This window comes from Nocardia sp. CA-145437 (assembly GCF_050956485.1).
Lineage (GTDB): Bacteria > Actinomycetota > Actinomycetes > Mycobacteriales > Mycobacteriaceae > Nocardia.
Map to the genome: position 1 here is coordinate 3,044,028 of NZ_CP191204.1, position 12,719 is coordinate 3,056,746.

Annotated in this window: 11 protein-coding genes and 1 pseudogene; 9 read left to right on the plus strand and 3 right to left on the minus strand. The window is 67.7% G+C overall.

The genetic code is table 11. The features are described 5' to 3' along the window. Positions 1-69: 69 nt before the first annotated feature. The 3 genes from ACQPYY_RS14110 to ACQPYY_RS14120 all read left to right on the plus strand — a co-directional run bounded on the left by ACQPYY_RS14110 (position 70) and on the right by ACQPYY_RS14120 (position 3,182). Positions 70-936, plus strand: coding sequence for an ABC transporter ATP-binding protein (locus tag ACQPYY_RS14110; protein WP_433594079.1), 867 nt, complete (start codon positions 70-72; stop codon positions 934-936). Next, complete coding sequence (locus tag ACQPYY_RS14115; protein WP_433594080.1) at positions 933-1,937, plus strand: ABC transporter permease; 1,005 nt, start codon at positions 933-935, stop codon at positions 1,935-1,937. The genes ACQPYY_RS14110 and ACQPYY_RS14115 overlap by 4 nt, the downstream gene beginning before the upstream one ends. 111 nt (positions 1,938-2,048) lie before the next feature. Further along, complete coding sequence (locus tag ACQPYY_RS14120) at positions 2,049-3,182, plus strand: ABC transporter substrate-binding protein (protein WP_433594081.1); 1,134 nt, start codon at positions 2,049-2,051, stop codon at positions 3,180-3,182. 173 nt (positions 3,183-3,355) lie between these two features. On the opposite strand, the gene ACQPYY_RS14125 is transcribed toward ACQPYY_RS14120, so the two are convergent. Both ACQPYY_RS14125 and ACQPYY_RS14130 read right to left on the minus strand, forming a co-directional pair. Beyond that, on the minus strand, positions 3,356-3,934 hold the full coding sequence (locus ACQPYY_RS14125) for a DivIVA domain-containing protein (protein ID WP_379097593.1): 579 nt from the start codon (positions 3,932-3,934) through the stop codon (positions 3,356-3,358). A 117-nt stretch (positions 3,935-4,051) separates the two neighbouring features. Then, positions 4,052-4,717 (minus strand): TetR/AcrR family transcriptional regulator, encoded by a 666-nt coding sequence (locus ACQPYY_RS14130; RefSeq protein WP_433594082.1) that lies wholly within the window; start codon positions 4,715-4,717, stop codon positions 4,052-4,054. A gap of 56 nt (positions 4,718-4,773) precedes the next feature. Here ACQPYY_RS14130 and ACQPYY_RS14135 point away from each other — a divergent pair, with 56 nt between their 5' ends. From ACQPYY_RS14135 to ACQPYY_RS14160, 6 genes and pseudogenes are all read left to right on the plus strand, one after another. Then, a complete protein-coding gene (locus ACQPYY_RS14135; RefSeq protein ID WP_433594083.1) occupies positions 4,774-6,267 on the plus strand; it encodes a flavin-containing monooxygenase in 1,494 nt (497 codons plus the stop codon). Between the two features lie 170 nt (positions 6,268-6,437). Further along, positions 6,438-6,743 (plus strand): annotated as a pseudogene (gene yajC, locus ACQPYY_RS14140) (preprotein translocase subunit YajC); the annotation flags it as partial. Between the two features lie 232 nt (positions 6,744-6,975). Beyond that, positions 6,976-8,676: a protein translocase subunit SecD gene (gene secD / locus ACQPYY_RS14145; RefSeq protein ID WP_379097602.1), complete on the plus strand. Its 1,701-nt coding sequence runs from the start codon at positions 6,976-6,978 to the stop codon at positions 8,674-8,676. A gap of 2 nt (positions 8,677-8,678) precedes the next feature. Then, positions 8,679-9,908, plus strand: a complete 1,230-nt coding sequence (gene secF / locus ACQPYY_RS14150) for a protein translocase subunit SecF (protein ID WP_379097605.1) — start codon at positions 8,679-8,681, stop codon at positions 9,906-9,908. 92 nt (positions 9,909-10,000) lie between these two features. Further along, on the plus strand, positions 10,001-11,671 hold the full coding sequence (locus tag ACQPYY_RS14155; protein ID WP_433594647.1) for an ABC transporter substrate-binding protein: 1,671 nt from the start codon (positions 10,001-10,003) through the stop codon (positions 11,669-11,671). 39 nt (positions 11,672-11,710) lie between these two features. Then, entirely contained in the window at positions 11,711-12,283 is a 573-nt protein-coding gene (locus ACQPYY_RS14160; RefSeq protein WP_379097608.1) for an adenine phosphoribosyltransferase, read from the plus strand. 87 nt (positions 12,284-12,370) lie between these two features. On the opposite strand, the gene ACQPYY_RS14165 is transcribed toward ACQPYY_RS14160, so the two are convergent. After that, on the minus strand, positions 12,371-12,658 hold the full coding sequence (locus ACQPYY_RS14165) for a hypothetical protein (RefSeq protein WP_379097611.1): 288 nt from the start codon (positions 12,656-12,658) through the stop codon (positions 12,371-12,373). Between the last annotated feature and the right edge of the window lie 61 nt (positions 12,659-12,719).

Here is a 12,719-nt window from a genome sequence, read left to right on the forward strand (position 1 = left end):
TCGTATACGAAACAAGGGTGTAATCGCCTGGACCGCATTCGGCAACGAGCCGCCGATAGAAATGTGGACATGCGCACCACCGCCTCAACCACCGTCAAAGGCCAAGGCCCGGACGGGAATACGGATGCCACCGCGAGCGGGAATGCCACCGCCGCCGCCGACACCGTATACACCGACCAGGCCTTGGCCCTTCATCATGTGGGCCTGACCTTCGAGAACGGCACCCACGCGCTCGACGGCATCGATATCGCCATCCGGCCTGGCGAATTCGTCTCGCTGGTCGGTCCCTCCGGCTGCGGCAAGTCCACGTTGCTGCGACTGGCCGCCGGGTTCGAGAAGCCCACCGCCGGAACGATTTCCCTCGGCACCGGCAAGCTCGGTTACGTCTTCCAGGAGGCGACCTTGCTGCCGTGGCGGTCGGTGCTGCGGAATGTGGAGCTACCCGCCGAGCTCGCGGGCGTGGACAAGACGACTCGCCGGGCCGCGGCGAGGGAGGCGCTGGAGTTGGTCGGGCTCACCGGATTCGAGAACCACAAGCCGGCGCAGCTCTCCGGCGGCATGCGGATGCGCACCTCGATCGCGCGCGCCCTCACCGGAGCGCCCGAACTGTTCCTGTTCGACGAACCCTTCGGCGCTCTCGACGAGATTACGCGGCAACGGTTGAACGAGGAGGTGAGCGGGCTGTACCGGCGCTCGGGATTCACGGGAGTCTTCGTGACCCACTCGGTCGCCGAAGCGGTCTTCATGTCGACCCGGGTCATTGTGCTGACCGGGCGGCCCGGACGCGTAGCGGCCGATATCGCGGTGCCGCTGGACTTTCCGCGCTCGCCCGAGTTGCGGTACACGGCCGAGTTCGGCGCCGTCGCGGCGGAGGTCTCGGCGGCATTGCACGACGCCGAACGGGGCACCGCCCAGACGCTGGGGAGGGCGGCATGACCGCGGCCGCTGACAGCGAGATCGCTGTGTCCGGGTCGGACGAGCCGATCGCCGCATCCGTGGCGGGCGACCCGACGACGGTGCGTGAGGCGGGTGACCTGACGACGTCGCCCGATGACGGGGATGCGACCCCGGTATCCGAGGCGGCCGGCACCACGGCCGCGCCCGAAGCAGGCGGGCAGCCCGTGCGTCGAATCCGGAAGCCGCGCTGGCCCTTCGCGATCGCGCCGGTCCGGGTCTTCGCGCCCATCCTCGTGTTCGTGCTGGTCATGTCCGCGTGGTCGATCGCGAGCCACGTCCTGATCGCGCCGGAATCCCGGTTCCTGCTGCCGCCGCCGGAAGCGGTGGTGTCCAAGGGGCTGCTCGACGCCGCCACCCGCGCCGAGATCCTGCAGGCGCTGGGCGCGACCGTGCAGATCGCGCTGGTGGGCCTGGTGATCGCGATCGTGCTCGGCGTCACCTTCGCGGTGATCATGAGCCAGGCCCGCTGGGCCGAGTACTCGCTCTACCCGTACGCGGTCATCCTGCAGACGATTCCGGTGCTCGCCGTGGTGCCGTTGTTCGGATTCTGGTTCGGCTACGAGTTCGGCAGCCGGGTGATCGTCTGCGTCATGGTGTCGCTGTTCCCGGTCATCACCAACACCCTGTTCGGCCTGAAATCGGTGCAGCCTTCCGAGCATGATCTGTTCACCCTGCACGGCGCCAACCGGTGGCAGCGCCTGCTGAAACTCCAGCTCCCCGCCGCCCTCCCGGCCATGATCTCCGGCTTCAAGATCTCCGCGGGTATGGCCGTGATCGGCTCCATCGTCGCGGATTTCTTCTTCCGCCAGGGCAATCCGGGCATCGGTCGCATGATCGACGTCTACCGGCAGCGGCTCGCCACCGAGGAACTGCTCACCGCGCTGCTGTTGTCCTCCCTCGTCGGCCTGATCCTGTTCTGGATCTTCGACTTCCTCGCCGGACGCGTGGACCGCGCCCACGGCAAGCGCGCTCGCCGCTAGCAGCACCACGGTGTCTCAACTGCACCGTGTCTCAACGCCACTGTGTCTCAACAGCACCGTGTCTCAACCCCACCGTGTCTCAACCCACTGTGCCCAACCCAAGGAATGCTCGTGAAGAAACGTGTCCTCGCTGCTGCCGCGCTCGCCGGTAGCGTCCTGCTCACCGCCGCCTGCGGTGGGGGAGCCACCACCCCCAAGCCCACCGGGCAGGGCGCGCTGGCCGGGGTCTGTCCGGCCACCGTCGTCATCCAGACCGACTGGTTCGCGACGCCCGAACGCGCCGCCGCGTATCAGCTGGTCGGCCCGAACGGCACCGTCGACGCCAAGAAGGGCGCCTACTCCGGCCCGCTCGGCGACACCGGCGTGAATGTCGAAGTGCGACTGGGTGGCCCGTTCCTCGGTGGGCAGCCGGTACCCGCCCAGATGTACCAGGACACCTCCATCACCCTCGGCCTGGTCCCCACCGACGAGCAGGTCCGCGCCGCCGCCAAGTTCCCGCTCACCGGCGTCTTCGCGTCCCTGCAGAAGAACCCGCAGATCGTCATGTGGGATCCGGCCACCTACACGGTCAACTCGTGGAAGGACGTGCCCGGCACCAACGCCCCGATCCTGTACTCCGAGGGCAAGATCTACATGGACTACCTGATCGCCCACGGAGACGTGAAGAAGGAACAGGCCGACGCCTCCTACGACGGCACCCCCAGCCGCTTCGTCGCCGAACACGGCCGCGTCATGCAACAGGGTTACGTCTCCAACGAGCCCTACCGCTGGGAACACGACGTCAAGGGCTGGCAGAAGGCCACCGGCCACCTCCTGGTCGCCGACGCCGGCTACGAGAGCTACCCCCACGCCTGGTCGGTCCGCAGCGGCGAACTCGACAAACTCCGCCCCTGCCTGCAGAAACTCGTACCCCTGCTGCAGCAGGCCGAAATCGACTACGTCACCAACCCCGAACCCACCAACCAGGCCCTGCTCCACATCGCCCAGACCATCCCCGACGGCCCGCCCATGTCCGCCGCGGGCAACACCGACTCGGTCAAGGTGCAGCTGCAGGAGAAGATCGTCGCCAACGGCCCCGGCAACACCCTCGGCAACTTCGACCTCGACCGCGTCACCCGGTCCATCGCCCAGGTCACCCCGCTGCTGAAGGCCCGCGGCCGCGAGGTCCCCGACAATCTGACGGCGACCACCCTGGTCACCAACGAATTCATCGACCCCGCACGAGGACTCAAACAGCAGGGCTGAACTCGAGCAGCGCGGTTGAATTCGAGCAGCGCGGTTGGGCTCGTGTAGCGGGGTTGAACTCGAGCCGGCGGGCCGACAGAAAGCGGTCGGGACAGCAGTCAGGAAGAGGGCAGTCAAGAAAAGAAGAGGGCAGTCAAGAAAAGTAGTCAGAAAAGGGGCTTCAAGAACAGCAGTCAGGAGTGTGCGCGGGGCTGATGTGGCTCCGCGCGCACCGCTTCGAGTTGGCGGACCACCAGGTCCAGGAAGGCGTCGACCTCGTCGAGGTGGTAGGCGGGATCGCCGATGGGCGCGAGGTGGAAGGTGATGGCCCGGACCTCGTCCGGGGTGAGGCCGTTGGGGCCGTGATGGGCGAGGGTGGCGGCCAGGCGGTCCAGGAACGCCCCCACCTCCTCGGCTCGATAGCCGCGGAAACCGTAAGGGGGAGTGGAGAATTGGATGTGCAGGACGTCGTCGGGGGTGAGCTGGTCGTGGGTGCGGCTCACGGGCTGGTGGGTCCGGCCCAGGCGTAGGTACTCCAGTTCCATGCACAGCCGGTCGAGGAAATCGTCGACCTGTTCGATGTCGTAACCGTGTTGCCCGGGTGGGGGACCGTCGAATTCGACGAGCCGGATCTCGGCGACGGTCAGATGGTCGTGGCCCGCCATGGTGTCGGCGATGCGCGCGCAGAAGGCGTCCACCTGGGCGGGGTGGTAGCCGTGCGGCCCGTGCGGTGCGGGGCCGAACCGGCGGCGGCGGACGTCCTCAGGGGTCACTCGCCCCATTGTGCCAAGAGCTTCGTGTCCGAATTACTTCCGCCCCTTGCGGATCCGGCGGCACCGGACATACGGGTCTGTTTGTACACGGGTCTCACCGCCTGCCGGATCGCCGCCTCAGTGCTTGCGCACGCCGTCGATGAGCAGCGCTCGGATGGCATGGCTGAGATTGTCCACCGCCTGCGGGTCGGGGGTGCGGATGCCGTGCACGATGGCCGCCAGCAGCATGCCGGTGACCGCGCGCGCGGTGTTCACGGTGTCGAGATCCGCACGCAGATAACCGTGCTCGACCCCGTGCTCGAGGTATCCGGCGGTCAGGGCGTCGGCGGTGTCGAGCAGGCCGTAGAGCCGCTCGGTCAATTCGGAGTCGATCCCGGTGGCCTGGAACAGCAGCAGCTGCGCCACCCGCCGGTCCTCCAGGAAGATCCGGTTGAGCGCGTCGCCGATCCGGTCCACCTGCGCCCGGTACTCCTCGAGACTGTCGGCCGCGTCGGGGGCGTTGTCGGTGCCCAGCGCTTCGATGATCCGCGCGGCCAGGTCGTCGATGACGTGGTCGATGATGTCGCGTTTGTTCTCGAAGTACCGGTAGAAGGTGCCGTGCCCGATGCCGAGCTCCGCGGCGATATCGGCGATGCCGGTGGCGTGATAGCCCTTCTCGGCGAAACACGCGAACGCGGTGTCGATGATCTCCCGGCGGAGTTCGGCCTTGCGTCGTTCGATTCTCGAGGATGGCTTCGTCACCAGGCCGATGATACGGTGATCACAAACGGAATGAGATGTCATTCCGTGACAGACGAATCAGTTTTCGTAGAGAACACAGCTTCAGCGGGAGGTTCGGCGTGGCACCTCAGTACGACGCCATCGTGGTCGGGGCGGGTTTCGGCGGTATGGGTGCGGGAATCGAGCTGGATCGGCTCGGCCTGGGCAATTTCCTCATCCTCGAGCGCGAGGACGACCTCGGCGGCACCTGGCACGTCAATCACTATCCGGGCCTGGCGGTGGACATCGCCTCCGTCACCTACTCGTACTCCTTCGAACCCAACCCGAACTGGTCGCGACTGTTCGCGCCGGGCTCGGAGCTCAAGAAGTACGCCGAACACGTCGCCGACAAATACGACCTGCGCCGCCGCATGCGCTTCGGCACCACCGTGGGCGGCGCCCGCTGGGACGCCGAGCAGCAGCACTGGGTGGTATCGGTCGAGAACGGTGAATCCCTCACCGCGCGTTACCTGATGGCCGCCACCGGCTTCCTGTCGCAGCCCTACACCCCGCCGTTCCCGGGCATCGACACGTTCGAGGGCAAGATCATCCATACCACCGCCTGGGAGGACGGCTTCGACCTCACCGGCACCAAGGCCGCCATCATCGGCACCGGCGCCACCGCCGTGCAGCTGATCCCCGAGGTCGCCAAGAAGGCGCAGGCGCTCACCGTCTTCCAGCGCACCCCGATCTGGGTGGTGCCCAAGGTCGACGCCCCCATCCCGCCCTCGGTGCAGAAGCTGTTCGCGCGAGTTCCGGCCACCCAGAAGGCTGCCCGCCTGGTCAACACCTCCATGCTGGAGGCGCTCATGGTGGTCGGCGTGCTGCACTTCAAGCAGGCCAAGCCGCTCAACAGGGCCGCCGGACTGCTCGCCAAGGCCCACCTGCGCACCCAGGTCCGCGACAAGCAGACGCGCGAGAAGCTCACGCCCGACTACGATTTCGGCTGCAAGCGGCCGACCTTCTCGAACCTGTACTTCAAGACCTTCAACGAGCCGCACGTGCGCCTGGAGACCAACTCCATCGAGCGCATCGAGCCCGACGGCATCGTCACCGCCGACGGCCACAAGACCGAGGTCGACACCCTCATCCTGGCCACCGGCTTCAACCTGTGGGACGTCAACTTCCCGGCCATCGAGATCATCGGCCGCGACGGGGTGAACCTCGGAAAGTTCTGGCGCGACAACCGTTTCCAGGCCTACGAGGGCATCACGGTGCCGAAGTTCCCCAACTTCGTCAGCCTCAACAGCCCCTACTCCTACAGCGGCCTGTCCTACTTCACCACCATCGAGGCGCAGATGAAGCACATGACGCGCCTGTTCGGTGAGATGTTCCGCCGCGGCGAGCAGGTCTTCGAGGTCACCGAGCGCGCCAACGCCGAATTCCTGGACCGCGTCACCGACAAGCTCGGCTCCTCGGTCTTCTACGGCGGCCAGTGCTCGACCGCGCGCAGCTACTACTTCAACCAGCACGGCGAGGCCGCCCTGCTGCGCCCGACAAGCACCCTGAACGCCCACCGCGAAGCGTCCAGCTTTCCGCTCGACGACTACAACTACGGACAACAGCCGGCCTGAGTGAGACTGCGCGGTCGGCACAGTCGGGGGCCGACCGCGCGGCCCGGGGAATCAGCCCTGGGCGAAAACGGGTGGACTCTGGGACAGGTCGCCGCGCGTTCTCTCAGGGATTACTGGCAGACTGTCTGGAAAACAACCGTCTGACCACTGACCAGGAGCTGACTTCGACGATGGATCTTCTGCTGCCACTGCTGCTGGTTGCCCTGCTCATCCCGATGTTCCTCGGCGTCCGCCGCCAGAAGCGGGAGATGGCGAAGGTGACCGACATGCAGGACGCCCTGAAGGTCGGCGACCGGGTGGTCACCACGTCGGGTCTGTTCGGCACCGTGGTCGAACTCGATGACGCCACCGTCGATCTGGAGATCGCCGAAGAGGTCGTCACCACCTGGCTGCGCAAGTCGGTGCTCGAGGTGCGCAACGACGACGAGGCCGACGACACGGCCGCCGCCGACGACACCGCCGCCCCTGCGGCCGACGACACCGCCGCCACCTCCGTGGCCAACGGCACCGCCGCTGCGGCCAACGGCACCGCGGCCGCCGGGGACGCCGCCTCCGAAGCCGCCGACGACACGCCGCGGCTGACCAAGGACTGAACACATCCGGCGCCATCGGCCGCTCCGGGCTGTACTCGACGTACACCGGCGGCCGGTGGCGCTGCGGTGTGTACCCGCTAGTTCCACCCTCGATCCCGCCTAGGAGATAAGTACTGTGCCACCTTCACAGGGAACGGCGCATCCATTGCGCCTGCTCGGCGTCTACGCCGCGCTGGTGGCTTTGATGTTCGGCCTGATCTTCTTCACCGGCGACAAAGTCCACACCCCGAAGCTCGGCATCGATCTGCAGGGCGGCACCCGGGTCACCCTGACGGCTCGCACCCCGGACGGCGGCAAGCCCAGCCAGGACAGCCTGAAGAAGGCCCAGGACATCATCGAGAAGCGCGTCAACGGACTCGGCGTCGCCGGCTCCGAGGTCGTCATCGAGGGTGACAACCTGGTGATCACGGTCCCCGGCGAGGATGGCGCGCAGGCGAAGTCGCTGGCCACCACCGCCAAGCTGTACGTGCGCCCGGTGCTCAATGTGACGGCACCGCAGGTCGGCAAGCAGACTCAGCCGCAGCAGCCGCCCGCGGGCACCCCGACCACCGCCCCGGCCGCGCCCAGCACGGTGACGCCCGAGACGACCTCGTCCGCGCCGACCACGTCGGCCGCGGCGACCACCGAGGCGACCGTCCCGCAGAACCGGGTGTTCCCGGCCCAGGCTCCCACCACCCCGTCCCCGACCCCGGCGCCGAGCCCGCAGCAGTCGCAGCAGGAGATCGCGGCCGCGAAGGCGTTGCGGCAGAGCACCGATCAGGCCGCGCAGCTGCAGGCCATGGCCACCATGGACTGCACCAAGCCGGATCCGCTGCAGGGCAACGACGATCCGAACCTGCCGCTGGTCGCCTGCAGCAGTGACGGCACCGAGGTCTACCTCCTCGACAAGTCCAAGCTGGACGGCCAGGAGATCAAGAACGCGACCGGACAGCTGGATTCGCGTCAGGGCCGCTGGGTCGTCGACGTCGAGTTCAAGTCGAGCGGTTCGGACGCCTGGGGCAAGCTGACCAACGAGTACCTGAACAAGCAGCTGGCCTTCGCGCTGGACACCAAGGTGGTCAGCGCGCCGCGGGTCGAGTCCGGCAACCAGTTCGGCGGCAGCACCCAGATCAGCGGCAACTTCACCGCCACCACCGCCAAGGAGCTGGCGAACTCCCTGAAGTACGGTTCGCTGCCGCTGTCGTTCACCACCTCCGAGGCCGAGACGGTCTCGGCGACCCTGGGCATGTCCTCGCTGCGCGCGGGCCTGATCGCGGGCGCGATCGGCCTGGTGGCGGTGCTGCTGTACTGCCTGCTCTACTACCGCATGCTCGGCTTCCTGGCCGGTTTCTCGCTGCTCGCGGCGGGTGTCGCGGTGTACGCGCTGATCGTGCTGCTGGGCCGGTGGATCGGGTTCACCCTCGACCTCGCCGGTATCGCGGGTCTGATCATCGGTATCGGTATGACGGCGGACTCGTTCGTCGTGTTCTTCGAACGCATCAAGGACCAGATGCGCGAGGGCCGCAGCTTCCGCTCCGCGGTGCCGCGTGGTTGGCAGCGCGCCCAGCGCACCAACCTCTCGGGTAAGACGGTCTCGCTGATCGCCTCCGCGGTGCTGTACCTGCTGGCCGCGGGTCAGGTGAAGGGCTTCGCCTTCACCCTCGGTGTCACCACCGTCCTCGACGTCATCGTCCTGTACCTGGTGACCGCGCCGCTGATGATGCTGGTCTCGCGGTCGCCGTTCTGGGCGAAGCCGTCGGTGAACGGCCTGGGCGCAATTGCAGAGCTGGCACAGGAACGCAAGGCCACCGGCGGCGTTCTGGTGAAGGAGGCGTGACCATGGCCAAGTCCTCACCCATCGTGGTGGATTCCGACTCCGAGCTCGACTACGAGGCCACGCCCGCGGACAAGCGGCACAGCCTGTTCGAGCGGCTCTACACCGGCACCGGCGGTTTCGAGATCGTCGGCAAGCGCAAGGTCTACTACGGCATCGCCGCCGCGCTGATCGCGATCGCGATGGCCAGCATGGTGTTCAAGGGGTTCACCCTCGGCATCGACTTCGCCGGCGGTTCGCGCATCCAGCTGCCCGCCTCGGACAGTGTCACCACTTCCAAGGTGGAGGATGTCTACCGGTCCGCGCTCGGCCACGACCCGGTGACCGTGCAGAAGGTGGGCTCGGGCTCGTCGTCGACCATCCAGATCCGTTCGGATTCGCTGAACGCCGAGCAGGCCGACAAGCTGCAGAACGCGCTGTACGACTCGTTCCAGCCGAAGGACTCCAGCGGACAACCCAACCGCAACGCGATCAGCGTGGCCGAGATCAGTGAGACCTGGGGTGGCCAAGTCACCCACAAGGCCTTGTTGGCCTTGGTGGTGTTCGTCGGATTGACGATGCTCTACATCGCGATCCGCTTCGAACGCGATATGTCGTTCGCGGCCATCGCCTCGCTACTGTTCAACCTCATCGTGACCGCGGGCATCTACTCGCTGGTCGGATTCGAGGTGACGCCCGCGGCGGTGATCGGTCTGCTCACGATTCTGGGCTACGTGCTCTACGACAACGTGGTCGTCTTCGACAAGGTCGAGGAGAACACCAGCGGTGTGCTGCACCTGACCAAGCACACGTACGCGGAGAAGGCGAACCTCGCCGCCAACCAGACCCTGATGCGATCGATCAACACCACCGTCATCGGCATCCTGCCGATCATCGGCATGCTGGTGATCGCGGTGTGGCTGCTGGGCGTCGGCACGCTCAAGGACCTGGCGCTGGTGCAGCTGGTCGGCATGATCGTCGGTGGTTACTCGTCGATCTTCTTCGCCGTCCCGATCCTGGTGTCGCTCAAGGAGACCTGGGGTCCGGTCGCCGCGCACACCAAGAAGGTGCTCAACCGCCGCGCGGGCGGCAGCCGGGCCCGCGTGGGCGCGGCGGCGGCCGAGCGGGCCGGGGTCGCCGGTCGCGGTTCGGACGCCAACGGCGCCGCGCGCGAGCACGGGCCGCGCAGCCAGGGCACCCGGGCGCCGCGTCCGGGCGCCCGGCCGAGTGGGAAACGACAGCAGCGACGGCACTAGGCGCACAGGGGGTTTCGCGGGTGAAGCAAGACCAGAAGGTTGTGCGCCGGACCGCCGTCGACAGGACCGTGCGCCGGACCGTCGTCGCGCTGATGGCGGGCACGCTCGCCGCCGGCGCGCTGGCGGGCTGCGCGGGTAAGAACCAGGTGCCCTCCATCGGGTACGGCGTGGACGCGGTCGTCGCCTCCTACAACGGCGGCAGCGCGCTCGGCGCGAACAGCGGTGCGACCGCGGTGTTCTCGCGGGTGCTGACCGGGTTCTTCTACACCGGGCCCGACGGGCAGCCGGTGGCCGACACCGACACCGGCACCGCCAAGGAGGTGCCGGGCGAGGCCCAGACCATCCAATACCGGCTCAACCCGGAGGGCGTCTACTCCGACGGCATCCCGACCTCCTGCGACGACCTGGTGCTGACCTGGGCCGCGCGCAGCGGGCGGTTCACCAAGCCCGCTCCGGGCGGACCGGTCCCGCTGTTCGAGGCGGCCGGCACCGACGGCTACCGCGATATCGAACGCGTCGACTGCCAGCCCGGATCCAAGGACGCCACCGTGCTGTTCCGCCCGGGCAAGCACTACTCGGCGTGGAAGACGCTGTTCAACGCCGCCGAGCTGATGCCCGCGCACGTGGTCGCCACCCAGGTGAAGATCCCGAACGTGGTGACCCCGGTGCAGACCGGCGACCAGCCCACCCTGGAGCGGGTCGCCGACTTCTGGAACAACGGTTGGAAGCTCACTCCCGGCAAGGTGGACACCACGGTGCTGCCGTCGTCGGGCCCGTACCGGATCGACTCCTTCACCGACAAGGACGGCCTGGTCCTGGTGAAGAACGAGAAGTGGTGGGGCAACCAGCCCCGGACCGGGCGCATCGTGGTCTGGGACCGGCACTCGGACCTGAAGTCCAAGGTGTCGGACAACTCGATCGGCGTGCTGGACGTGGGCGCGGGATCGCTGGGTGACGTGGGCCTGGGCAGCTTCCACCGGCAGAACCTGCCCGGTCGCGGTGTCGAGCAGCTGGTGCTCGCCACCGGCGGTGTGTTCGACCGCGCGGACGCGCGGCGTGGGTTCGCCTCGTGCGTGCCGCGGCAGGCGCTGTTCGAGAAGTTCGGGCACCCGGACTACACCGTGAAGATCGGACTGGGCGCCGGGCCGCTGAATTCGCGGACCGTGCAACAGGATTCGGTGTACTACCAGTCGATCTCGGGTGCGGGCGACAAGTACAAGGGCGACGGCACCGCCGCCCAGGCCGCCGCGTCCTCGAGCGTGGCCAACCAGACCGTGCGGATCGGCTACGTCAAGCCCGACGAACGCCGCGCGGCCATGGTCGCCGCCATCGCCGACGCCTGCAAGGCCGCCGGAGTGAACGTGATCGACGCGGGCGCACCGGATTTCACCGCCGCGCAGCTCACCGAGGGCAAGGTCGACGCGATCCTGGGCGGCACCGCCGCCATGCCGGGCCCCTCCGGCACGCTCGGCTCGGCCGACGCCATCGCCGCGCTGCGCACCGGCGCGGGCCTGAATTTCGGGCGGTTCGGCAACGGCCGCTACGATGCCATCGCGGATCAGCTTGCGGCGGACGACAACTCGACAGCCGTGCTGAATCTGCTCAACGAGCAGGAGAACCTGCTCTGGAGCGAGATGCCGTCGATTCCGCTGTTCGCCTCCCCCCGCACCATCGGGTTCGGCAACGGCATGGAGAACGGGATCGCCAGCGCCACGAAGGCGGGCGCGGGCTGGAATATGGATCGCTGGGTACTGAAACGGTAGTTGTGCCGGACCGGCGTGGTGAACGAGGAGTGGGTGTAGATGAGCAAGCACGAGATGCTGGAGACGGCCGAACTGGTGGGGGAGCGGGCCGCGCGGGCCGAGGAAGCGGTGCGGCGGCTGACCCGCTGGCACGATGACTTCCCGACGCCGGGCGTGCGTTTCGCCGATCTGACCCCGGTGTTCGCCGATTCCGCGGGCTTCCGTGCGGTGCTCGACTGCTTCGCTTCCTGCGCCCCCGACGCCGATCTGGTCGCCGGTGTCGACGCGCGCGGCTTCCTGCTGGGCGCGGGCGTGGCCGCCATCCTCGGCACCGGCGTGGTCGCGGTCCGCAAGGCGGGCAAGCTGCCGCCGCCGGTGCTGAGCCGCGAATACACGCTCGAATACGGTTCCGCCGCACTGGAAATCCCGGCCGATGGCATCGATCTGAAGGGCCGCAAGGTGCTGCTGCTCGACGATGTTCTGGCGACCGGTGGCACCCTGGCGGCCGCGGCCGAGCTGTTCGCCGCCGCGGGTGCCGAGGTCACGGCGGCGGCAGTCGTCTTGGAGCTGGGTTTCCTGAACGGCCGCGAACGGCAGGGCGACTACCCGGTGACGTCGATCGTCAAGCTCTGATCCGTTCAGGCCGGCGCCTTCCCTTCCCCGCGGCCGCCGCGGGGAAGGGGATCGGGTTGCGGGGCGTGTCCCCGCAGCGCCGCTCGGTCAGCGGGCGATGATGCGGGCCACGAATCCGGTGACCACCAGCCAGAAGATCGCGGCGAGGCCGTAGTCCAGGATGATGTTGAAGTCGGCATTGCTGGTGTGGAACAGCCCCGGGAAGAACAGCGCGAGCGGTTCGGCCAGCCGCTTGATGAAGCCGAAGAACTTGTTGGACTGGTCCGCGTCGAAGACCAGCAGCAGGATGTAGATGCCCTCGATGAGGGCGAAGAGCGCGCCGACGCCGCTGATGATGCCAGCGGCGCGGACTTCATTGCGGGCAAGGTACGGCATATCCGAGGAATGCCCGCATTGCGCCCGCCGAAACAGACACGCGGGTCGGTTCGGTGGAGAC